This is a genomic window from Rhodoblastus sp. (assembly GCF_019449565.1).
Classification (GTDB): Bacteria; Pseudomonadota; Alphaproteobacteria; order Rhizobiales; family Beijerinckiaceae; genus Rhodoblastus.
The window spans coordinates 69633-92088 of the sequence record NZ_JAGRPM010000088.1; the positions used below are offsets into that span (position 1 = coordinate 69633).

A 22456-nucleotide genomic window follows, 5' to 3' on the forward strand; every position below is an offset into this window, starting at 1 on the left:
AAGAATTTTGTTGAACGGCTTTTACACAGCCGGCCTATTCAGGCTCTTGAAGCCCGGCGCTGGCCGCTTTACTCCGGCGCTTCATCTCACGGGACGCCGACATGCCGCTTTTCCTGATGAATTATCCGGTGATCGATCCGGTGATGGTCAATCTCGGGCCGCTGCCGGTGCGATGGTACGCCATGGGCTATATCGTCTCGCTCCTCGCGGGATGGTTCATCGCGACGCGGCTCGCGCGCAGCGACGCGCTCTGGGGCGGGGTCAGGCGTCCAGTGCCCAAAAGGCTCGACGATCTGCTGGTTTATGTCGCCTTCGGCGCTGTGCTCGGCGGGCGCATCGGCTATGCGCTGTTTTACAACCTGCCCTTTTTTCTTGAAAATCCGCTGGAGATTCCGGCGGTCTGGAAGGGCGGCATGGCCTTTCACGGCGGGTTGGCCGGGGCGACGCTCGGCGCCTGGCTGTTCGCCCGACGCGAGAAAACGCCCTTCTTCAGCGTCGCCGATCTCGTTTGCGCGGTGGCGCCCATCGGCCTGTTTCTGGTCCGCATCGCCAATTTCATCAAGCCGGAGCTGTGGGGGCGGCCTAGCGATGTCGCCTGGGCCATGGTCTTCCCCGGCGCGGGGCCGCTGCCGCGCCATCCGAGCCAGCTTTACGAGGCCGGTCTGGAAGGGCTCGCGCTCGGGCTTGTCATGGCCATTGCCGTGCGCGCCGGAGCCTTCCGGCGACCCGGCTTGACCTCGGGTCTTTTCATCGGGCTTTATGGCGTAGCGCGCATATTCTGCGAGTTTTTCCGTGAGCCGGACGCCCAGCTCGGCTTTCTGTTCGGCGGCGCGACCATGGGCATGCTGCTGTCGGCGCCTCTGGTCCTGTTTGGCGTTGTTCTGATTCTTTATTCCCTGCGCCGCGCCCGGCGCGCGGCAAATGATTTGGCGGCGGAGGGACCATGACCGAAACGCAGGAACGCGCGCATCAGGAGCGCAGCCTCAAGGACGACATCCGCGAAATCGTCGCCGATGAAGGGCCGATCTCGATCGAGCGCTATATGGCGCTCGCCCTGACCCATCCGACCAAGGGCTATTACACCACCCGCAATCCTTTCGGCGTTGAAGGCGATTTCGTCACCGCGCCCGAAATCTCGCAAATGTTCGGCGAATTGATCGGCCTGTGGGCGGCGGAAATCTGGACCTTGATCGGCGCGCCGCCGCGCATCCGGCTGGTCGAACTCGGCCCGGGGCGCGGCGCCCTGATGGCCGACGCCCTGCGCGCCGCCCGAGCGGCGCCCGATTTTTTCCAGGCGATCGACGTTCATCTGGTCGAGGCCAGCGACCTGCTCGCCGAGCAGCAGCGGCAGGCGCTCCGCGACAGCGGCAAGCCCGTGACTTGGCACAAGGGCCTCGACGAAGTCCCGCAAGGCCCGGCGATCTTCATCGCCAATGAGTTTTTCGACGCTTTGCCGGTGCGCCATTACCTCAAGACGGCGAAGGGCTGGCGCGAGCGGCTGGTCGGGCTCGACCCGGAGGGCGAACTGGCCTTCGGACTGAGCGAAGAGACCGAGCCTTATATCAAGGCCAAGGCGGAGGACGGCTCCATTCTCGAAATTGGCGCCGCCGCGCAGCGCCTGATGACCCAGATCGCCGCGCGCATCGTCACCGAAAACGGCGCGACCCTGGCCATTGATTACGGCTATGCCCGCACGGCCTTCGGCGAGACCCTGCAGGCGGTCAAGGCGCATCAATTCGTCGATCCGCTGGCGGAGCCCGGACAGGCCGATCTCACCACTCATGTCGATTTCTCCGCGCTCGCCCGCGCAGCGTCGTCCGCCAACGCCCGCGTCCATGGGCCGGTCGAGCAGGGCGCCTTTCTGCGCGAGCTGGGAATCTTTCAACGCGCGGAAACGCTGAAACGCAATGCGACGCCGGAACAGGCGGCGCAGGTCGATTCCGCTCTGGCGCGGCTGATCGGCGACGCCGCGGATGAAATGGGCGCCTTGTTCAAGGTGCTGGCCGTGACCCGGCGCAGTGTAAAAGAGGCGCCGGGCTTCGCGCCGGCGGGGGCGGAAGCGTGACGGAAGAAATCTTGCGCGCGGCCATTCGCGCGCCCGTTCTCGATGGCGCCGCCCACGCTTTTTTCACCCGGCAGGGCGGGGTGTCGCAGGGCGTTTATGCGACGCTCAATGGCGGCGTCGGCTCCAATGACGATCCCGTCGCCGTGGCGGAAAACCGAGCCCGAATGGCGCGCGCGCTTGGCGTCGCGCCGGAAAATTTCCTTGTGCCTTATCAGATCCATTCCGCCGACGCCCTGGCGGTTTCGGCGCCCTGGCCGGAGGGCGAAAGGCCGCGCTGCGACGGGCTGGTGACGGCGACGCCGGGCCTCGCTTTGGGCGTGACAGGCGCCGATTGCGGCGTTCTGCTCTTCGCGGACAAAAGTGCGGGCGTCATCGGCGCGGCCCATTCCGGCTGGAAGGGCGCGCTGACCGGCATGGTCGAGGCCCTCGTCACGGCCATGGAGTCCCTCGGCGCGCGGCGGGCGAATATCGCCGCCGCTCTGGGGCCGACCATCGCGCAGCAAAGCTATGAAGTCGGGCCGGAGTTTTTCGCGCGTTTCGAGGCCGAGGACGCGAGCTTCACGCGTTTTTTCGCGCCCTCCGGCAAGCCGGATCATTTCCTGTTCGACCTGCCGGGCTTGATCGAAATGCGCGCGGAACGCGCGGGGATTGGCGCGTTCGAAAACCTGCGCCTCGACACTTATACGGATGAGGCCCGCTTCTATTCCTATCGCCGCAAGACCCATCGCGGCGAGGCCGATTATGGCCGTCTCGTCGCCGCCATCGCCCTGCCGGAATAGGCGGAGCCATGTTTCGTATCGCCGCCGTCCTGATCGCGCTCGTGGCGCCGCAAGCGGCCCAGGCGGCGGCGCCGCTCTGCGGCGTGGCGGCCGGCGAGATCGATGGATCGCTGCGCGCTTATTCGCCTCGGAAAGAGGCGCGCTATCCGGCGCAGCGCATTTCGATCCGCAACGCGGTCTTGCAGCATCCGGCGGCGGGCCTGGATTTCGGCGCCAGGATCGATGTCGCGGAGCTTGCGGCTTTTCCCCTGACCAAGGCGGATCGCGCCGCTTTCGACAACGCCTTGTCCTATGTCTATCGGGCAGGAGGTGACAAGGGACTGGTCATGCTCGACGCGGTCGCGGGCACGGCCCTGTGCCACAATCCCTTCCTTTTCTCGCGCCGGTCGGGGGCGTGGACCCAGGTGAAAATTCCCGAAGCGGAGCCGTTTTCGCTCTGCGCCTCGGGCGGCGTTGCGCTGGGTTCCATTGTGGCCCAGGCGTTTTACGCCCAGACGAATGACGATTTTCTCGAATCCGACGAGCTGACGATATTCCCCTTCGCCAAGGATTCGCTCAGCGAAGCCTGCGTCATCGCCGCGCATTACCAGATCCTGTTCGAGACGGCCGAGCGCTTTTGCCAGGAGCCGGGTCTTTGCCAGGATTATGCCGAGAAAGCCGCCTCCTGGGCGGAGCGGTTGCGAAGCTTCGGCAGTGTCGAGGCGCCCGAGTTGACGCCGGCCAAGGCCCCGGATTTGAAGGATGAGCGGGATGAATTGCCGCTGTTCGGAGCCAAGGAAAGCGCGCTGGTTCCCCAGCCTTTCCGGTTCGATGGCGCCGAAACATGGTTTGCGCTGAAGGACGACCCGCGCGCGGATTTCCTGCGGCTTGGGCCGGCGCATGACGGCCCAAGGAATATGGCGAATTGGGACGCCTTCACCCTCGCGGCGCTCTACAAGGGCGGCCAGCCCGTGGCGAGCTTCGTCGTCGAGAAACGTCGCGGCGCGTTTCAGGACCTCGGCCTTTATGAAAGCCTTGGCCCGCAAGCGACGCCCTCGGCCGTCGTCGCGGCGATCTATCGAACCGCGGCGGGCGTCGGCGGCGATTATTCCCATTCGATCTCGGTGATCGCGGATCCGCGCAGCCGCGCCCATTATCTGTCGGAACGGCTTCAGCGCGAACTCAAGGAGATGGATGCGCGCACGCCAGCCGGCGACGCGCCCGATCTCGATTTCGACCCCGTCACCGGCAGCCAGGACCCCGACGTGCGCGGCCTCAGGATCGCGACGGAAGCCGAAGGCGCCCAAGTGGCGAGTGTCCGCGTGGAATTTCATCGTGGCGACGCCAAGGGCAGGCCGATCGTCCTGCTCTATACCCTGACGCGTGAAAGCGGCGGCTGGCGGGTTGACGATATCGCGGAGCAAGGCAAGGGCGGCTGGCGCCTGAGCGCCATCCTCAAACGGCGCTGACAGCGTCTCTCACGTCCCGCGCGGTTTGGCGCGGGCGGTGGCGATAGCGGCGGCAGGGTCGTCAGGCCAGAGGTGGCGCGGATAGCGGCCCTTCATTTCGGCCTTCACCGCCGCCCAGGACCCTTTCCAGAAGCCGGGCAGGTCGCGCGTGATCTGGATCGGGCGATGGGCGGGGGAGAGCAGGTGCAGCGTCAGCGGCGCGCGGCCCCCGGCGAGGCTTGGATGTGTCGAGAGACCGTAAAGCTCCTGCACCCGCACCGCCAGAACGGGACCTTCGGCCGCGCCATAGTCCAGCGCGATGGATGAGCCGGCGGGGGTGTGGAAATGGGTCGGCGCCTCGTCCTCCAGCCGGCGGGCGAGATCCCAGGGGATCAGCGCGGCGAGGGCGGCGTCGAATTGCTGCGGCCCGATGTCGTCGAGTTTCTGGAGGCCGAGAAGGTAAGGCGCGAGCCATTCCTCCGGCGCTTGCGCCAGCGCCGCCTCGCTGAGGTCGGGCCAGGGGTTGTTCTCGCCCTCGCGGGCGTTGCGGGCGAAAGTCTCGCGCAAAAAACCAACCCTGTCGCGCGTCTGCCGCTGGGCCTTGCTCCAGCCAAGCCGGTCAAGCCCATGAGCCGCCGCACCGCGCGCCAATATTTGCGCATTGTCCGGCGTGGCCTCGACGGGGAGGTTCTTTTCGGCAAGCACCAGCGCGCCGAAGCGCCGCGCCTCGCGCCGCCGCAAGGCGCCGCTGGCCGGGTCGAAGCGCGTCTCGTCGCGCAGGGCGATCTCGGAGGCGAACAGATTTTCGAATTCGGTCTCGTCCAGCTCGGCGGCGGCGACGATGCGGCCCGCGCCGGCACGGCCCGCCACCTCGGCGACCGCGAGCAGCCTTGCGCGCCCCAGCGCGATATGCGGCTCCAGGCTCGCGGCGCGGCCATTGGCCATCAGGAAATCGCCCAACTTGCCGCGTGGGCGGGCGATGCGGTCCGGAAAAGCCAGGGCGACCAGCGCGCCGGCCGATAGCGCACGTTTCTCGGCTGTTTCGCCAAGCTCCCGCGCCGCCGAGCGCAGCGAATGTTTCCAGCCGTGGGCGAGGCGGCGGCCGTCCTTGCTCCTCGGCGAATTGTCGCGAATGAAACGGTCCAGCCTGTCGCCGAGATCGGGAGAATCGCCGCCCAGCCCCCGCTCGGTCAGCACTACGGCGAGTTCGCAGGCTTCTTCGCCAACGCCGAAGGCTTCCGCCTGCAAGGCCATGCGGGCGAGACGGGGCGGCAAGGGCAGGCGCCGCATGGCTTTTCCGCGCGGCGTGATGGCCCCTTCGGCGTCCAGCGCGCCCAGCTCCTGCAACAAGGCGCGGGCCTCGGCGCAGGCGGGCGCGGGCGGCGGATCGAGCCAATTCAGCTCGCCCGGGTCACGCGCGCCCCAGGCGGCGAGATCCAGCAGCAGGCCGGAGAGATCGGCGGCGAGGATTTCTGCTTGCGCGAAGGCGGGCAGGGCTCCGGTCCCGGCCTCCTCCCACAGCCGGTAGCACACGCCCGGCGCCGTGCGGCCCGCGCGGCCCCGCCGCTGGTCGGCGGCGGCGCGCGAGACGCGCAGGGTTTCCAGTCGGGTCAGGCCAAGGTCCGGCTCGAAGCGCGGCGCGCGGACAAGGCCGCAATCGATCACCACGCGCACGCCGTCGATGGTGATGGAGGTTTCGGCGATGGAGGTCGCCAGCACGATTTTGCGCCGCCCTTCCGCCGCCGGTCGGATGGCGCGGTCCTGCGCCGCGCGCTCCATTGCGCCGTAAAGCGGGCAGATGTCGATGGCGGGATCGCGCGTTTTCTCATCAAGCAGGGCGGCGAGCCGCAAAATCTCGCCCTGTCCGGGCAGGAAGACCAGTAGCGAGCCCTGCTGTTCCGCCAAAGCGCGCCGCACCGCGCGGGCGGCGGTGTCCTCGATGCGCTCGCGCGCGTCGCGGCCGAGATAGACCGTCTCGACCGGAAAGGCGCGGCCCTGCGATTCGATGACCGGCGCGTCCCGCATCAGGCTGGAGACGCGGGCGCCGTCGAGCGTCGCCGACATGACCAGCAGGCGCAGATCGGGCCGCAGCGCCGCCTGCGCGTCGAGCGCCAAGGCGAGGCCGAGGTCGGCGTCGAGCGAGCGCTCGTGAAATTCGTCGAACAGCACCGCCGCGACGCCCTCCAGCGAGGGATCGTCGAGGATCATGCGGGCGAAGACGCCTTCGGTGACCACTTCGATCCGCGTCTTCGGCCCGCTCAGCGACTGCAGGCGGACTTTTAGGCCGATCGTCTCGCCCAGAGGCTCGCCGAGCAGGCTTGCCATGCGCTCGGCGGCGGCGCGGGCGGCGAGGCGGCGCGGCTCCAGAACCACAATCTTGCCATCGCCGCGCCAGGGGGCGTAGGCGGCGGACTCGAGCAGCGCCAGCGGAACGCGCGTGGTCTTGCCGGCGCCCGGCGGCGCGACCAGCACGACGCATGGGGACTCGACCAGCGTCGCGCCGAGAAGGGGCAGAACCTCTTCGATCGGCAAGGCCGGGGCGGAATGCGGGGGCGATGCGCTACGCATGCCGCCTCTTGCCAGCATTCGCCGCGCGGGGCAATCGCCCGTGCCGAAAGGCGAAGTCCTGCCCCCTTCTCCCCCAAGGCGGAAAGGTTTATAGCTCTGCCTTGGTCACGCCTCGGTTCGGCCGCCGCCAGGAAGTATTCATGTCGCAAGACGCTGTCCCCACGCCTGCCGCCGTCACGCCCGCCCCCGAATCCGTTCAGCAGCCGGCGGACGCCCCGGAGCATCCGGAAGGCTTCTGGACCATGCTGCTCGGATCGATGGGCGTGGTCTATGGCGATATCGGAACCAGCCCGCTTTATGCGCTGAAAGCCGCGCTCGACCATATGAAGGCCGACGGCGTGGTCGAATCCGAGGTCATCGGGATCGTCTCGCTGCTAATCTGGGCGCTCGTCTTCGTCGTTACGCTTAAATATGTCTTCTTCCTGATGCGTGCGGACAATAAGGGCGAAGGCGGCACGCTGTCGCTGATGGCGCTGGCGCAAAATGCGCTCGGCCGGCGCTCCAAGCTGATCTTCCTTCTCGGCGTGGCCGGCGCGGCGCTGTTTTCGGGCGACGCCATCATCACCCCGGCCATTTCCGTGCTTTCGGCTGTCGAGGGCCTCAATACGGCTTCGACCGCGTTCCAGCCCTATGTCCTTCCGATCGCCGTGGTGATTCTGGTCACCCTCTTTGTTGTCCAGAGCAGCGGCACGGCCAAGGTCGCGACCTATTTCGGCCCGATCATGGTTGTGTTCTTCGGCCTGATCGGCGCGCTGGGGCTTTATCATATCGCCGACGCGCCGCGCATCCTTCACGCCTTCAATCCCGTCAACGGCCTCTCCTTCCTGTTTGGCCACGGCGCGGCGGGCTTCGTCACGCTCGGCCTCGTCTTCCTGGCCGTCACCGGCGCCGAGGCGCTCTATGCCGACATGGGCCATTTCGGCCGCAAGCCGATCCAGATCGCCTGGCTCTGCTTCGTCCTTCCATCGCTGGTCTGCAATTATCTCGGGCAGGGCGCGCTGGTTCTGAATTCGCCGGAATCGGTCAAGGACCCTTTCTATTTGATGGCGCCAGCCTGGGCGCTCATCCCCTTCGTTGTGCTCGCCACGGTCGCCACGGTCATCGCCAGCCAGGCCGTCATCACGGGCGCCTTCTCTTTGTCGCGTCAGGCGATCCAGCTCGGCCTGCTGCCGCGTCTCGAAATCCAGCATAAATCCGCGACGACGGAAGGCCAGATCTTCGTCCCGCGCGTCAACCGCACCTTGCTGATCGGCGTGTTGCTGCTGGTTTTCCTGTTCCGTAGTTCCGAGAATCTGGCCAATGCCTATGGCATCGCCGTCACCGGAACCATGGTGGTGACGACGAGTCTCGCCTTTTTCGTGGTTTGGAAGCTCTGGCGCTGGCCGCTCTACTTCGCCATTCCTTTCATTGGCTTCTTCCTCGCCATCGACGGCGCCTTCCTGGCAGCCAATCTGGTCAAGGTGCTGGAAGGCGGCTGGGTGCCGCTGAGCCTGGGCTGCCTGTCCATGATCGTGATGTGGACCTGGGTGCGCGGCACGGAGCTGCTGGCGAAAAAGACCCATCGCGACTCGATCCCCACCACGGATCTCATCCGCATGATGGAGAAATCCAAGACGACGCGCGTGCCCGGCACGGCGGTCTTCCTGACGGGCGATCCCAATGTCGCGCCCTCGGCGCTCATGCATAATCTCAAGCACAACAAGGTGCTGCACGAGCGGGTGGTGATCATGAATGTCATCACCAAGCCGACCCCGCGCGTCTCGGAAGCGAACCGCTTCGAGATCGAGAAGCTCTCGCATGACTTCATGCGCGTGACGCTTTACTTCGGCTATATGGAAAGCCCGCGCGTGCCCGCCGCCATGGCGCTGATGCGCAAATGCGGCGTCAAATTCGACATCATGACCACGTCCTTCTTCCTCGGCAAAAGGACGCTCAAGACGTCGCCGGCCTCGGGCATGCCGCCATGGCAAGACAAGCTTTACGTCGGCCTGTCGAAACAATCGACCAACGCCACGGATTTTTTCTCCATCCCGTCCGATCGCGTGGTCGAACTGGGCGCGCAAGTCACGATCTGACGCCTTGACCTGAACGCGCCGCCGGGCAAAGAGGTCTTTCCATGCTTCCGCGCATGAGTAACCCGGAACTGATCCTGTTCCGATCCTTCCAGGCGAAAAGCGCGCGCTATCTCGAATTCGGCTGCGGCGGTTCGACGGTCCTCGCCAGCGCCGACGCCAAGGAGTGGATCGTCGCCGTCGATTCCTCGGAAGAATGGCTCCAGCATGTGGCGGCGGCATGCGCGACGGCCCCGACGGCGCCCGAACTGGTCTTCGCCGATATCGGAAAAATTGGTGATTGGGGCTATCCGGTTGACCCGGCGGCCCGGCCGCGATGGGCCGGCTATCATTCCGATGTCTTCCAAACGCTCCCGAAGAGCCGGGACGCCGATTTCATCATGGTCGACGGCCGTTTCAGGGTCGCCTGTTTCGCGCAGGCGATTCTTCACTGCCCGGCGACGGCGCTCATCGGCTTTCACGATTTTAAATCGCGGCCGCAATACCACATCGTGCGCGAGCTGGGGCGCGAGATCGCCACGATGGAAGACATGTCCGTATTCGCGCCGCTCGAAGGCGCGCGCGAGAGGGCGATCCAGATCCTGGACGCCTTCAGGGAAAATCCCGCCTGAGGCTTACTCCGTGAATACAATCGTCTTGGAGCCGTTGATCAGCACGCGGCTTTCGATGTGGTAGCGCAGGGCGCGCGCCAGCACGCGGCGTCGCTCATTAGACACAGTCGACCACGCATTATTGTCCAGAGCACACGAACATGGGGGCATGGCGTCGGATTTCACCGGCTCTGTCCCCGACCGCCCCCATCACAACGAAAGCCAGCGCCGCACTATCGATGCGCGCGGCGCTGGCGTAGCCTTCACGGAAATTGGAAGTCTTATGTAACTGAATACTATTCGAAAGCAGGCAACCAATCGCCGCTAGCAGACTGTTAGCTAAAACGCCACTCGCAAATAAGCGTTATTTTATTCAAATGTTAAGCTTACGCAAGTCAGCGCGAACGGAGCGTTGCCATGATTAGCTTGATCATCATTTATGGCGATATGCCATTTCAAAAATTAGTCGTATAATAACTTAACAGTAGCGTTCCCAGCCAAAATTATTCAGCTTCACCTTTGCAGAGCTCCAACTTCGATACGCCTATCGATTTTAGGAGACAAAATGGGTTCTCCTGGTCCTGTCACCACCCTGCACTATGCCGCGAACGGGAATTTTGTGAACGGCGTTTATGCGCCCGGCGCCGACGGTTTCAACCTTGCCGACGTCGGCTCCGCGGATGAACTCAAGGCGCTGCCGGCGGGGGTCAAGGGACTCGTCTGGCTCGGCATGACCGACGGCGTGACGCCAGCGTTCATCGCAGCCGTCACCGCCTGTATCGGCAATCCCAACCTTTATGGGTTTTATCTCGCGGACGAACCGGATGGAAGCGCGACTATTGCCGCCAACCTGAAGGCCGAGGCCGATTATATCAAGGCGAACGCGCCCGGCGCCGTCACCTACATGACCGAGCAGAACCTGAGCGGCGACACCAGTCCGACGTTTTATTACACCCCTGCAAATACGGACATCGATCTATTCGGCCTCGACCCCTATCCGGTGAACACGAACGTCCCGAACAGTCTCGATTACACAATCATTCCCGCCGCCGTGGCGGCGGCCGAAACGGCCGGCATTCCACTGGCCGACATTGTGCCCATCTATCAAGCCTTCGGCGGCGGGTCCTATTCGACCTATATCTTGCCGACCGCCGAGCAAGAACAGCAGATTCTGGCGACATGGGCTTCAGTCGTTCCCAATCCGTCTTTCGACTACGCCTATAGCTGGGGCGTCCAGGAGAGCGATACGGCGCTGAGCAACGATCCATCTCTTCAGGCCGTTTTCGCCATCCAAAACGCAGGGGGCAGCGCTCCGACGCCGCCAGCGGCTCCGACGATCACGACCCCAGCCAATGGCGGGACCTACGCCACCGCGACGCCAGTCATCGCGGGAACGGGGATCGCCGGCGACACCGTGACGATTTCTATCGATGGAGCCGTCGCCGGCTCGACGGTCGTGGCGGGCAGCGGAAGCTGGAGCTACACGCCGACATCGCCATTGAGCGAGGGCGGCCACACGATCACAGCGACCCAGACCGACGCCGCCGGCGTCACCAGCGCGCCCAGCGCCGCTGATGGCTTCATCGTCGACACATTGACGACCGAAAGCGCGATTGCCGACGTTGCGGTCACAATTGGAACGGACGGCAAGATCTACATCAACAGCGCCAATTTCAACGGCGGTTCGACCATCTTGACGGGCAAAGCCGAAGCGGGTGACAGCGTGACGGTGAGCGTCAATGGCGGCGCAGCTTTGACGGCGACGGTCGCAACGGACGGCAATTGGTCGGCAACCCTCGCCGGCCTGACTGACGGCGCCAGCTATTCCGCGGTGGCGACGGCGACCGACCCGGCGGGCCACACGGCGCAAAGCCCCGTTTTCACCCTCACCGTCGATGCCACGTCTCCCGCCGCGCCTATGTTCAATGCGCCGACCTACGCCGGGACCGCTTCGAGCGGTCACTGGAATTTGAGTGGCGTGGCGGAGACCGCCAGCACTGTCAAAATCTACGACAGAACGCAGATCAGTTCGAGCAATCCAAGCGGACTGCTGGCGACTTTGCTCAACAGCGCCGCGAATGGCGCGTGGTCCTATTTAGGTCTTGCGTCAAATTCCAAGAACAGCCGAAGCGCGGCGCACGATTTTTATGCCACCTCCACCGATGCAGCGGGCAATGTGGGCGCTCCATCCGGCGATTATTGGATCGGGACGTCGGGCAACGACACATTCACCTTCGGATCGGAGCCGACGCTGCTCAACGGCGGCGTATGGGGAAACGGCGGGTCCGACATAATCGCGTTCAGCGCGGCGGCGACGTTGACCGACGCGGACTTCGCCAATGTCCGCCTTGGCGGTCTCACTCTGCCTTCGGGCGCGACGGCCAACAGCACAAAGATGACGCTGACGCTGAGCGGCGCAAGCGCCGTCACCTTGGGGACCAACGCATCCAACGCCAAAATATCGGCAATCGGTGTCGGCAACGGAAACACCAGCATTACAGACAGCAATCCGGGGACATTGACCGTCAACGGCGCGGCGCTCGGCTCCGGCAAGACGCTGACCTTGACCGGCTCCGGTCCCGTGACCGTCACTGGCCTGACCGGCAATCTGGACGCGAGCGGCGACAGCGGCGCTCTGACCATCACCGCCACCGGCACGACGCCGCAAACGGTCAAAACCGGCTCGGGCGCGATCGCCATCGCCGACAGCGCCGCTGGCGGCGGCGTCACCGTCGACGCGACGGCGCTCCGATCCGGCACGCTGACGCTATCCGGCTCGGCGGCCGAAACCGTCAACAATCTCGTCGGCAATATCGCGGCCACAGCATTGAGCGGAACCCTGAATGTCACGACTGGCGCGACAACGGCGCTGAGCATCGCCACGGGCTCGGGCGCCGCCACCATCAACGCCAGCGCGATGACGTCTGGCGAGACCCTGACGCTGACCGGGAGCCGCGCGGCGACTGTGTCGGTCGGTGGCAACCTCAACGCCGGCGCGGACAATGGCGCCATTACCGTCGTCACCACTGGAACCGCTGGGCATACGATCCTGACCGGCGGCGGCAAGGACACGATCACCGCCAGCCATGGCGGCGACACAATCCAAGCCGGTGGCGGTGGCGACAGCATCAACGTCCTGGGTCGCTCCGTGAATGACGTCTTCATCTATAGCGCCGTAGGCGACTCGCTTAACACCTCAAGCGGCCATGACACGATCACAGGATTCCTCGCAGCCGGCGATACCGTGAATTTCTCGGGGATCGATCCAAGCCTGACCGATGTCGGCCTGCTGGGCGGCGCGATTGCCGCGCACTCCTTCGGGTGGGGGTATTCAGGCGGCTCGGCGAAGATATACGTCAACAACACCGGCGGCGCGTTGTCGACCAGCAGCACGAGTCTCATGGAAATCACATTGACGGGCGTCTCGACGGGCCTGTCGGCGTCAAACTTCGTCGCGTGATTTCCATAGACACAAAAACCAGACCCGAGGCGGCAACCGCCAGGGGTCGTTCCTTCACTCGATCGCACCCTCGCCCCATTGCCTGGCCTGGTATCAACGCGTTGACCGATGTATCGGAGATTGGCAAATGACCGCTCGGGGTCACGAGCGTTGGTTCATTTCCCGATCGGAACGTCCGCTTGGGGTGCGACAGCCGCCGGCAGGACTTTCACGTCATAAGACCGCAAAGAGCCGACTGCCGCCGTTGTCCAAGATGCCGCTGACGGTCGCCAAGCGACCGAGCTTGACCACTGAATATCGTTTCGTGGGCGAGAGCCGGATAGGAACGGTTCAGATCAACAGCCGCAATTCCGCGCAGCCGACTGGCTCATCAAGAGAAAGCTTATTCCGTAAACACAATCGTCTTGGAGCCGTTGATCAGCACGCGGCTTTCGATGTGGTAGCGCAGGGCGCGCGCGAACACGCGGCGCTCGATGTCGCGGCCCTTGCGCACGAGGTCGTCCGGCGCGTGGCGATGTGAAATCCGCTCGACGTTCTGCTCGATGATCGGGTCTTCGGGAATGGCCGCGTGCGGCGGAAAGCGGAAGGCGCGGCAAACGGTCAGCCGGGTGACCGTCTCTATCTCAGCTTGACGACGACCTTGCCTTTCGAACGTCCCGCTTCGACGTAGGCCAAAGCCTCCTTGGCGGCGTCGAATGGGAAGATTCGGTCGATGACCGGGCGAATAACGCCTGCTTCAATGAGCGCCGTGATCTTGCTCAGCTGCTGCCCGTTCGCCTGCATGAAAAGAAACGAATAGGTGACGCGATGGCGGCTGGCCTTTTTGCGGATGCCAAAGCTCAAAAAGCGCATGACCTGTTGCAAAAACCAGCTCGATCCATTGGTCTTAGCAAACTCGGCGTCGGGCGGACCGGAGACCGAGACGAGTTTCCCGCCTGGTTTCAGCACGCTCAGGGATTTCTCCAGCGTGTCCTTGCCCAGACTGTTCAAAACGACATCGTAACCGCTCAGGACGTTCTCGAAATCGTCGTTCTTATAATCGATGACGATGTCAGCGCCGAGGCTCTTGACCAGTTCGATATTCGCCGCGCTCGTTGTCGTCGCCACCGTCGCGCCGACGTGCTTCGCCAACTGAATCGCGAATGTTCCCAAACCGCCAGATCCGGCATGGATGAGGACCTTCTGTCCCTTCTTCAGTTGCGCTCTTTCAACCAGCGCTTGCCAAGCCGTCAGCGCCACCAAGGGAATAGAGGCGGCTTCTTCCATGGTGAGGTTCTTGGGCTTCATCGCCACATCAGCCTCATCCATGGCGATGAGTTCCGCGAAAGCTCCGATCCGGTCTTGGCGAGGCCGCGCATAGACCTCATCGCCCGGCTTGAACGCTCGCACTTCGGGTCCGACCCCTATCACGACCCCGGCAACGTCATTGCCCAAAATGAGCGGCAGGCGATAGGGCAAGATGAGCTTGAACTCTCCGTCCCTGATCTTTGAATCGAGAGGGTTCACACCGGCGGCGTGGACCCGAACCAACACGTCGCGGTCCCGCAGCTCGGGGTCCGGCATGTTGCCGAATCGCAACTGATCGTTGCCTCCATAACGCTCGACGAAGACCGCCTTCATGGATTCTTACCTCTCGCCAGCCGGAACCAATTCCTTCGACGCTTTCCAGAGTTGACGGTTGATAAAATTGGGAGCGAGCCGACGCATGAATGCCGCCTGGTTCGATTGGCCTGGCCGGATTTCAGCCTTGCCCGCCTTGAGGGCGGCGAAGGTAAGCTTCACCAACTCGTCGGTGGTGATCATGCTGATTTCCTCTGGAAACTCCGAAGTCATGTCGGTCCGTACCGCAGGCGGCATCAGTTCGATGACTTCGACGCCCGAATCCTCCAACTGGAACCGCAGCGACTGGGTGTAGGAATGGACCGCCGCCTTGGTGGCGCTGTAGATCGGCAGCGCCGGCACAGGGGCAAAGGCGAGGACAGACGACACATTGATCACCGTGCCCTTGTGCGCGGTGAGGATGTCGATAAGCGCCGAGGTCATCCGGATCACGCCGCCGACATTGACATCAATCTCCGCCGTCATCCCGGCAAGGTTGGTCGCCGGCTCCCTGAGGTTCTTCGGCATGCCGACACCGGCGTTGTTCATCAGCACATCGAGCCTTGGGAATTCTGCCTTCACGCGCGCCGCCAGAGCGGCAATCTGCGCGTGATCGGCGATATCGCTCTGAATCGTGTGGAGGTTGGGATACCGCGTTTTCACCTCGTCAAGCGCCGCCTGGCGGCGGCCCGTGATGATGACCTTGTTGCCGAGCTCAAGGAACTTGAGGGCGAATGCCAGGCCGATGCCGGCGGACCCGCCTGTGATGAGGATAGTGCGATCGGTGAGTCTCATGGAAATCCTCGCAAATTGACCACGACTGGAGATTGCATTATGATCAATTATCAATAATATGATCGTAATGCAATCGGAAAACCATGGGGGATGGGGTGCGCTACGAAAAGGGCCGGAAGGACGCGACGCGACAAAGGATCATGGAAGTCGCGGCCGAACGTTTTCGCAGTGATGGCATCGCTGCGTCGGGGCTTGCAGCGATCATGGGCGACGCCGGGCTGACGAACGGCGCCTTCTATCCGCATTTTCAATCGAAAGGGGATCTCGTCCGGGAAAGCCTCGCAGCGGCGATGGACGATCAGTCCAACCTGCTGCGGGAGATCATTGCAGCGGGAGGCATGGAAGCCGCTATCGCCGCCTATCTGTCGCCAGAGCATCGGGACAATCCGGGGACAGGCTGCACGCTGGCGGCGCTCTTGCCGGAGCTTGCGCGCCAGCCGCTCGACACGCGTAGTGTTTGCTCGGAGCGATTTCTTGACGCCGTGCGCGAGATAGCGTCGGCGCTTCCTCCAGACGCCCGGGATCCGGAGGCCGTGACGCTTGGAATCTATGCGACGCTTATTGGGACACTTCAGCTGGCCCGGGCTGTCAATGGGACGGCGTTGTCGGATCGGATCCTCGCGGCAGGCGCAGATGCGGCCCGGGAGCTCGTGTGTCGCGGATTGGGGGATCGCGCTTGAACGACGCCGCAGTGCTCAAGCGCCAGTCTGGTGGGGTCGTGCATCGCCCTGTTTCATGCCGACTTCGTCCCGAATGTCGGCAACGCGTCGACATGAGACGGTCGTCGACCTCATCCAAGAAGACCGCAAAGAGCCGACTGCCGCCGTTGTCCAAGATGCCGCTGACGGTCGCCAAGCGACCGAGCTTGACCACTGAATATCGTTTCGTGGGCGAAAGCCGGATAGGAACGGTTCAGATCAACAGCCGCAATTCCGCGCAGCCGACTGGCTCATCAAGAGAAAGCTTATTCCGTAAACACAATCGTCTTGGAGCCGTTGATCAGCACGCGGCTTTCGATGTGATAGCGCACGGCGCGCGCCAGCACGCGGCGTTCGATGTCGCGGCCCTTGCGCACGAGGTCGTCCGGCGTGTGGTGATGTGAAATCCGCTCGACGTCCTGCTCGATGATCGGGCCTTCGTCGAGATCCGAGGTCACGTAATGGGCGGTCGCGCCGATGACCTTCACGCCGCGCGCATGGGCCTGGTGATAGGGGCGGGCGCCCTTGAAGCCGGGCAGGAAGGAATGATGGATGTTGATGCAGCGTCCCGAAAGCTTGGCGGCGAGCCCGTCCGACAAAATTTGCATATAGCGCGCCAGCACGACCAGTTCGGCGCCGGTTTGCTGCGCCAGCGACCAGATCTGCGCTTCCTGCTCCATCTTGGTTTCGCGGGTGACGGGCAGGTAATGAAAGGGAATATTCGCGAAATCGAGATGCTTGTAGGCCTCGCGCGGATAATTGGCGACGATGGCGACGATGTCGATCGCCAGTTCGTCGATCCGCCAGCGATAGAGCAAGTCGGCGAGGCAGTGATCGAATTTCGACACCAGGATCATCACGCGCGGGCGATGCGAGGCCGCGCGCAGGGTCCAGTCCATGCCGAATTCCTCGGCGAGCTTCGCAAAGCTCACCCGCCAGGCCTCGATATCGGCGTCGGGGCGCACCGGATTGATCTCGATGCGCATGAAGAACTGATTGGTCTCGACTTCGTCGAACTGGCGGGAATCGCCGATATTGAACCCGGCCTCGAAAATATGGCCGGCCACTCGCGCGACGATGCCAGGCCTGTTCTGGCAGGTCAGCAGCAGATGATGGACATCGCTGGCGGGGGGCGGCGAGGCGGTCGAAACGGCGCTCTTCTTGGACTGAGGCTTGGAGGCCATGGCGAACTTTCACAGCGGCCCGCCGACTTGGCGGGAATTGCCGCTGTTTAGCCCCAAGGCCGCCAAAAGTCGATGCGAAGCAAGACGTCGTTTCGAGCGAAAATGCGGCTCAGCGCCGCGACGCGCGCGCCCGGGCCATGACATAGGCCGGAAGCAGCACCGGAGCGGAGGCGCCGCCGCCGCGATCCGATTGTTCTTCCACCGGCAGCAGCATGACGGCGGTGGCGCAGACGACGCCGCCGAAGAACATGCCGAAGCCTCCAAACAACAGCGCCAGCCCCTGCAACTCGAGATCCGAGCGCAGCATCAGGTCGCGGATGCCGGCCATGTTCGAAGCCAGCACCAGCCCCGCGCAGGCGAAGCCGACCGCCCAGCCGAGCATCCAGTTGGAGATCATCAGCCGGACAAGGCGGCTCTGAATTCTGCTGTTGCGATTCTGACGCATGGCGCAGTCCCCGATCGTTCGTTGATCGACAAGTCTATCCCAAAACAAGATTGGCGCCAGAGTGAAAAATCAGGCTCTGTCGGGGTCGAGGCGCAAAATTTGTGCGCGGGGGCCCAGAACTTCTTCCGCCAGACCCAGGATATGGTCGTGATGCGTGAAGAGGATGGGTTGAATTGTCGCACTCGCGGCGGCGAGCGCCCTGAAGCCCGCCGCGGCGCGGGAATTGTCGAAACTGGCGAAAAGATCGTCGCCGACGAAGGGCGGAGCCTCGGAGCGCGCCGCGTAATCCTCCAGAAAGGCCAGCCGCAGGGCGAGATAAAGCTGGTCGCGCGCGCCTTCGCTCAAGGCGGTCAGCTCCAGAGCCGCGCCATCGGCGCGCAGGGCGCGCAAATGCAGCCGGTCGTCCTCGCCAAAATCCTGGCCGAGACCGGCGTAACGCTCTTCGGTCAAGCCGGCGAAAAGCTCGCCCGCGCGCTTGAGCAGCGGGTCCTGCCGTTGGCCGCGCCGTTTCTCCAGCCCCGCGCCGACCAACAGGCCCGCGAGCTTGAGCACCGCCCAGCGGCGGGATTGCTCGGCGATTTCGGCCCGCGCGCTCTCGCGCTGGAAAATGGCCGTCTCGGCGCCCGCGCTTTGTTGCAGGCGCGCCAGCTCGTTTTGTTTGGCGCTCTGCTCGGCGAATGCTTCGCGCGCGCGGGTTTTGCGCTCGTCGCTCTGGCGTTCGATTGCGCCGAGGCGGATCAGGGCGGCGTCGGCGTCGAAATTTTCCGCCTCGCGCGCCAAAGTCTCTTCGTCCTGCCCCTCCGCGACGAGAGCCAGACTGCCGCATTCCGCGCCGATCGCCAGAGCCGCCGCCTCCCGCGCTCCAAGCCGCGCGGCGAGGAGTCCAGGCTCGCAGGAGAAGCCGAAATGCGCGCAGAGGCTTTGCAACTCGGCTTCGGCTTGGTCGCGCGCCGCATCGGCCAGCCGCGCCGCCTCGTCGCCAGCGGCCAGGGCCTTTTCGGCGCGGTCGCGCAGCACCGCCTTTTCCCTTGCTTGCGTCAGCCTGGTCCGCAATTGCGCCGCCGCAGCCTCCACCGGGCGCGAGGGAATGTCGCGCGCGCAAAGCGCCAGCAAGGCGTCGAGGCTGTGTTCGAAACCGGCAAGGTCCTTGCGGATCGCGTCGACGCGGGTCTCAAGCTCCTGCTCGTCGCGCAATTCGCCGGGCAGGGCGCGCCAGAAGGCGATGCGCGCTTGCGCTTCCTCGAAACCCGCATCGGGATCGAGCCGAAGCGCGGCAAGCGCGGGACGCCAGTCGCCGCGCCAGGCTTCTTCCGCATGGTCCAGCAGCGCCAGTTGCTCTTTGAGCTTGGCGATGCGCTCGGGCGCGTCGGCCAGCCTCGCGCGAGCCTCGCGCGCCGTCGCCTGTGTCTTGGCGATCTCGTCGATCCGAGCCGCAATGCGTCGCGCCGTCGCGCCCGCGTCGAGATCCATCGCCGCAAGCCCGCATTCGGCGGCGAGCGCCTGCAAGCCGGGGAGGATGCGCGCCAGCGTCCCGCGCAGCTCTTCCGCGCGGGCTTGATTGCGCCGCAAGGCGTCGCGGTCTTCGATGAGCTGGTCCGCCTTGCCGCGCCAGAGCGACATGTCGCGCGGCGCAGCCGGCTTGACGCCGCAGCCTCGCCAGCTTTCGGACCATGCAGCCTGTAGCCGGGCGCCTTCCTCCGCCAGCGCGGCGAGCGCGGCGTCGGCGCGCTCCATTTCCGCCTGCGCCGCAACGATTTTTTCACGCTCGGCCTCAGCCGCCGCAGCTTGCGCGGCATTGGCGAGCAGGGCGTCGGCGCTGCGGTCGGCTTCAGCGGCGAGGCTTTCGAACAGGCGGGCCTTATCGCTCAACCGCGCGCGATCCGCCGGCGCATCGCCGCCGACAAGTTCTCGCAAGGCAAGCCATTCCTCGTCGCGGCGCGCGCGCGCCGCGCGCAACTCGGCGAGGCTGGCGAGCGGGCCTTGCAGCTCCAGCGCCCGCAACCGCGCGCTGGCTGCGAGGCGCTGCGCCTCGGCCTCCTGCGCCTTGGCGCGGGTTTTGGCTTCGCGCGCGGAAAAATCCTCGAAGAGGCGCGCCGTCCGGGCGATCGCCGCCGCGTCGGGGCTCTGGCTGCGCGCGAACAGGTCGAGGTCGCTCAGGGCCGGCGAAAGCCGGGCGCATTTTTCATTCAGCGCGCGGGAGTCGTCGGCGCAGGCGCGCGAAAAATCGCGGAATGTGGTGTCGAGGCTCTCGACCTCGCCGAAAGCCCGCAGCTTTTCCCGCAAGGCTTCGGCTTCGAGCAGAGTGTCCTGCGGCTGGGCGCGCAGCGCGGCGAAACGGCCGGCTTCCTCGGTGAGCGCGCGTTGGGGCTGGTCTTTCCGCGCCAGTAGATCCCGCCCCCGCGCGACAAGCTTTTCGGCGCGCAGCAATATGGCCGCGTCGGGCGCGGCTGCGCGCAAATTTTCGAGCCCCGACAGCCCGCACGTCTGCGCCCTGAGATCGAGACTTTGCCGCGCCTCGCGCAGCGCCTTTTCGCGGCGGGGCAGGTCGGCGGCAGATTTTTCATAAGCGCCGCTGGCGCGAATGAGGTCGTCGATTTTTCCCGATTCCGCGAGCAGCGTGGCGTCAGGCGCTGCGGCGTCCCGCTCCTGGCGGGCGGCCTCGCGCATTTTGAGCGCCTGTTCGGCTTTCTCCGTCGCGCTGTCACGCGCCGCGAGCAGGCCCGCCAGCCTTTGCGCCTGCTCGGGGGAAATGGCGGCGAGATCGTCATATTGCGCGGATTGGGCGCGCAGCAGCGCGAGGCGGCGCAGGATCGGCGCGGCCTTGCGTAGGCGCTCCAGCCGCAGCGCCTCGGCTTGCGCCGCCTTCTCGGCGTGCTCGATTTCGGCGAGCTGTTCGCTGGCCGAAGCGATGGCCTCGCTCAGAGCCTTGAGCGTCGATTCCGAAACCAGCGCCTCGCGCTCCAGCTTGCGCGCGGCGTCAAAGCGATCGAGCGCCTGATAGAAGGCGCGATGGCCGGCCTTTTTCGTGTCGAAGATTTTCTCGGCTTCCGCGTCGAGACCGGCGCGCAGTTCGAGCAAGCCGCGCAGGCCGGAGGCGGCGGCGAACAGGCTCGCGCCGATTTCGCCCTCCGCGCGCAGCATGTCATTGCCGCCTTCGCGCAGATTTTTGGCGTCAAGGCCGAAGGCGCGGTCGAAGATATCGCGCGTGGCGGCGCCGAGAAAAGGCGCCAAAGCGTCGTCGGGCAGGACGGCGCCGGACGCGTCGAGCAATGTGTTCTTGTCGCCGCGCCTGCGGAAGTATTGCAGGATCTGGCCGTTGCGCCCGCGCAGCGTTGCTCCGAGGCGCATGTCCTTCGGCCGCAGGAAAGTGATACGGCGCGGCGCGCCATAGAACAGGTCGCCGAGCGCGGCAAGCGCCGAGGATTTGCCCGCTTCATTGGCGCCATAGACGATATGGACCTGCGCTTCGGGGTCGAAACTCAGCTTCAGGCCGTTGAACGGGCCAAAGACGTCAAGCGTGAGGTCGAGCAGCCTCATGACGCGGCGCCGCCGCGTTCCGCCCGCGCCAAAGCGAGGTCGCGCGCCTCGCGCAATAGCGCGTCGAGTTCGTCGCTCAGGCGCGGCGCCGGAGCCGGAGTCTTGGCCTCGACGGCGGCCAAGGCCGCGAGGGCGGCCTCGCGCAGGCTGGAATCGGCAAAACATTCGTCCAGCAAAGCGGCGAAGTCGAAATCGCTGTCGAGGCGCGGTATGGCGGGCGGCGGCGCAGTTTCGAGAATGAAGCGCTCCAGCGCGATATCCTCATGCGCGCGCTGGGCCGCCGCCTCGATCTCGTCGCGCCAGCGCGCGGGGTCGGCGGCCAGTTGGCCATGCAGCGGGCTGGCGCCGCCAATGCGAATGCGCAAAGCGAGCAGCCGGCCCTCCGCCAATGCGACCTCGACGCGCGCTTGCGCTTCCACCGCGCGCAGCAGGCTTGCGGCATCATCATGGGCGGCGGCGTCGAGCGTAATTTCCGCAAATCGCGCGCGATCGACGATCAGCCGGCGCGGGGGGGCGGCGCGGCCATCCTCGACATCGACCAGAACCGCGCCCTTGGGACCGGTTTCGCGAATGCTGCGGCCTTGCAGATTGCCGGGAAAGACCACCCAGGGGTCCTGCGCCGCCACTTCATGGGCGTGGACATGGCCGAGCGCCCAGTAATCGTAATTTTTCGCGCGCAGGTCGTCGAGCGTGCAGGGCGCGTAGGCGGCGTGGCCGGGGCGCCCGTCGAGCGAGCTGTGCAGCACGCCGATATTGAACCAGCCGGGCTTCGGCGCCGGGTAGGCTCGGGCGAGGTTTTCGCTCTCGACGCGATCCGCGAAGCCGCGCCCGTGCAAGACGACGCGCAGATCCGGCAATTCGAAGCTGCCGGGCCGCCGGGTCGGAAATTGCCTGGCCAGATCGGGTAGGACGAGGCTTCGGGTGACGACGGAATCGGCGTCATGATTGCCCTTGAGCAGAAAGATCGGAATTCCCGCCTTGGCGAGCCGCGCGATCTGGCGGTTGAAGAACAGGGCGATGGAAGCGTCGCGCCAGTCGCCGTCAAAGATGTCGCCGGCGAAAATGGCGAAGGCGATTGGCTCCTCCAGCGCCCGGTCGATCAGGTCCGTAAAGGCCTCGCGGCTGGCGCCCGCGAGGCGCGCGGCCAGATTTTCGTCGCGCAGGCTCAGGCCCTTGAACGGGCTGCCCAGATGAAGATCGGCGGCGTGGAGGAAGGTGAAGCGCATGAAAAGACCGG

At 65.0% G+C, this 22456-nt stretch carries 15 protein-coding genes and 1 pseudogene; 8 read left to right on the forward strand and 8 right to left on the reverse strand.

Annotated elements, in window-relative coordinates; genetic code table 11:
* Window positions 1–101: 101 nt before the first annotated feature.
* Genes lgt through QZ409_RS20820 form a run of 4 tightly spaced genes read left to right on the forward strand, consistent with a single transcriptional unit; the run spans window position 102 to window position 4292 of the window.
* Window positions 102–947 (forward strand): prolipoprotein diacylglyceryl transferase, encoded by an 846-nt coding sequence (gene lgt / locus QZ409_RS20805; RefSeq protein WP_296715171.1) that lies wholly within the window; start codon window positions 102–104, stop codon window positions 945–947.
* Window positions 944–2065 carry an SAM-dependent methyltransferase gene (locus tag QZ409_RS20810; protein WP_296715173.1) on the forward strand — a complete coding sequence of 374 codons (1122 nt, stop codon included), beginning with the start codon at window positions 944–946 and terminating at the stop codon, window positions 2063–2065. The genes lgt and QZ409_RS20810 overlap by 4 nt, the downstream gene beginning before the upstream one ends.
* The gene (pgeF, locus tag QZ409_RS20815) at window positions 2062–2844 is read left to right on the forward strand and encodes a peptidoglycan editing factor PgeF (RefSeq protein WP_296715176.1); all 783 of its coding nucleotides are present in this window, start codon (window positions 2062–2064) and stop codon (window positions 2842–2844) included. Before QZ409_RS20810 ends, pgeF begins: the two co-directional genes overlap by 4 nt.
* 8 nt (window positions 2845–2852) lie before the next feature.
* Window positions 2853–4292 carry a hypothetical protein gene (locus tag QZ409_RS20820; protein WP_296715179.1) on the forward strand — a complete coding sequence of 480 codons (1440 nt, stop codon included), beginning with the start codon at window positions 2853–2855 and terminating at the stop codon, window positions 4290–4292.
* Window positions 4293–4301: 9 nt separating this feature from the next.
* Here QZ409_RS20820 and hrpB read toward each other — a convergent pair whose 3' ends face one another.
* On the reverse strand, window positions 4302–6839 hold the full coding sequence (gene hrpB / locus QZ409_RS20825) for an ATP-dependent helicase HrpB (protein WP_296715181.1): 2538 nt from the start codon (window positions 6837–6839) through the stop codon (window positions 4302–4304).
* Between the two features lie 140 nt (window positions 6840–6979).
* On the opposite strand from hrpB, the gene QZ409_RS20830 reads away from it, so the two are divergent.
* From QZ409_RS20830 to QZ409_RS20840, 3 genes are all read left to right on the forward strand, one after another.
* Window positions 6980–8914, forward strand: coding sequence for a potassium transporter Kup (locus QZ409_RS20830; protein ID WP_296715183.1), 1935 nt, complete (start codon window positions 6980–6982; stop codon window positions 8912–8914).
* 41 nt (window positions 8915–8955) lie between these two features.
* Complete coding sequence (locus QZ409_RS20835; RefSeq protein WP_296715185.1) at window positions 8956–9522, forward strand: hypothetical protein; 567 nt, start codon at window positions 8956–8958, stop codon at window positions 9520–9522.
* Between the two features lie 544 nt (window positions 9523–10066).
* The gene (locus QZ409_RS20840) at window positions 10067–12961 is read left to right on the forward strand and encodes an Ig-like domain-containing protein (RefSeq protein ID WP_296715188.1); all 2895 of its coding nucleotides are present in this window, start codon (window positions 10067–10069) and stop codon (window positions 12959–12961) included.
* 382 nt (window positions 12962–13343) lie between these two features.
* Here the strand turns inward: QZ409_RS20840 and purU (QZ409_RS20845) are convergent.
* The 3 genes and pseudogenes from purU (QZ409_RS20845) to QZ409_RS20855 form a co-directional block, all read right to left on the reverse strand.
* Window positions 13344–13511: pseudogene (gene purU / locus QZ409_RS20845) on the reverse strand (formyltetrahydrofolate deformylase); the annotation flags it as partial.
* A 68-nt stretch (window positions 13512–13579) separates the two neighbouring features.
* Window positions 13580–14581, reverse strand: coding sequence for an NADP-dependent oxidoreductase (locus tag QZ409_RS20850; RefSeq protein WP_296715190.1), 1002 nt, complete (start codon window positions 14579–14581; stop codon window positions 13580–13582).
* A gap of 6 nt (window positions 14582–14587) precedes the next feature.
* Window positions 14588–15355 carry an SDR family NAD(P)-dependent oxidoreductase gene (locus QZ409_RS20855; RefSeq protein ID WP_296715192.1) on the reverse strand — a complete coding sequence of 256 codons (768 nt, stop codon included), beginning with the start codon at window positions 15353–15355 and terminating at the stop codon, window positions 14588–14590.
* A gap of 95 nt (window positions 15356–15450) precedes the next feature.
* On the opposite strand from QZ409_RS20855, the gene QZ409_RS20860 reads away from it, so the two are divergent.
* Window positions 15451–16035: a TetR family transcriptional regulator gene (locus QZ409_RS20860; protein WP_296715194.1), complete on the forward strand. Its 585-nt coding sequence runs from the start codon at window positions 15451–15453 to the stop codon at window positions 16033–16035.
* Between the two features lie 284 nt (window positions 16036–16319).
* On the opposite strand, the gene purU (QZ409_RS20865) is transcribed toward QZ409_RS20860, so the two are convergent.
* The 4 genes from purU (QZ409_RS20865) to QZ409_RS20880 form a co-directional block, all read right to left on the reverse strand.
* Window positions 16320–17237, reverse strand: coding sequence for a formyltetrahydrofolate deformylase (gene purU, locus QZ409_RS20865; protein ID WP_296715196.1), 918 nt, complete (start codon window positions 17235–17237; stop codon window positions 16320–16322).
* 109 nt (window positions 17238–17346) lie between these two features.
* The gene (locus QZ409_RS20870; protein ID WP_296715198.1) at window positions 17347–17682 is read right to left on the reverse strand and encodes a hypothetical protein; all 336 of its coding nucleotides are present in this window, start codon (window positions 17680–17682) and stop codon (window positions 17347–17349) included.
* 69 nt (window positions 17683–17751) lie between these two features.
* Window positions 17752–21219: a YhaN family protein gene (locus QZ409_RS20875; protein ID WP_296715201.1), complete on the reverse strand. Its 3468-nt coding sequence runs from the start codon at window positions 21217–21219 to the stop codon at window positions 17752–17754.
* Window positions 21216–22445, reverse strand: coding sequence for a DNA repair exonuclease (locus tag QZ409_RS20880; RefSeq protein ID WP_296715203.1), 1230 nt, complete (start codon window positions 22443–22445; stop codon window positions 21216–21218). The genes QZ409_RS20875 and QZ409_RS20880 overlap by 4 nt, the downstream gene beginning before the upstream one ends.
* Window positions 22446–22456: the final 11 nt, after the last annotated feature.

Bases quoted from the DNA above. Each gene is read 5' to 3' on its own strand.
- lgt (WP_296715171.1), top strand. From the start codon at position 102: ATGCCGCTTTTCCTGATGAATTATCCGGTGATCGATCCGGTGATGGTC.
- QZ409_RS20810 (WP_296715173.1), top strand. From the start codon at position 944: ATGACCGAAACGCAGGAACGCGCGCATCAGGAGCGCAGCCTCAAGGAC.
- QZ409_RS20820 (WP_296715179.1), top strand. From the start codon at position 2,853: ATGTTTCGTATCGCCGCCGTCCTGATCGCGCTCGTGGCGCCGCAAGCG.
- hrpB (WP_296715181.1), bottom strand. From the start codon at position 6,839: ATGCGTAGCGCATCGCCCCCGCATTCCGCCCCGGCCTTGCCGATCGAA.
- QZ409_RS20830 (WP_296715183.1), top strand. From the start codon at position 6,980: ATGTCGCAAGACGCTGTCCCCACGCCTGCCGCCGTCACGCCCGCCCCC.
- QZ409_RS20835 (WP_296715185.1), top strand. From the start codon at position 8,956: ATGCTTCCGCGCATGAGTAACCCGGAACTGATCCTGTTCCGATCCTTC.
- QZ409_RS20840 (WP_296715188.1), top strand. From the start codon at position 10,067: ATGGGTTCTCCTGGTCCTGTCACCACCCTGCACTATGCCGCGAACGGG.
- QZ409_RS20850 (WP_296715190.1), bottom strand. From the start codon at position 14,581: ATGAAGGCGGTCTTCGTCGAGCGTTATGGAGGCAACGATCAGTTGCGA.
- QZ409_RS20855 (WP_296715192.1), bottom strand. From the start codon at position 15,355: ATGAGACTCACCGATCGCACTATCCTCATCACAGGCGGGTCCGCCGGC.
- purU (WP_296715196.1), bottom strand. From the start codon at position 17,237: ATGGCCTCCAAGCCTCAGTCCAAGAAGAGCGCCGTTTCGACCGCCTCG.
- QZ409_RS20870 (WP_296715198.1), bottom strand. From the start codon at position 17,682: ATGCGTCAGAATCGCAACAGCAGAATTCAGAGCCGCCTTGTCCGGCTG.
- QZ409_RS20875 (WP_296715201.1), bottom strand. From the start codon at position 21,219: ATGAGGCTGCTCGACCTCACGCTTGACGTCTTTGGCCCGTTCAACGGC.
- QZ409_RS20880 (WP_296715203.1), bottom strand. From the start codon at position 22,445: ATGCGCTTCACCTTCCTCCACGCCGCCGATCTTCATCTGGGCAGCCCG.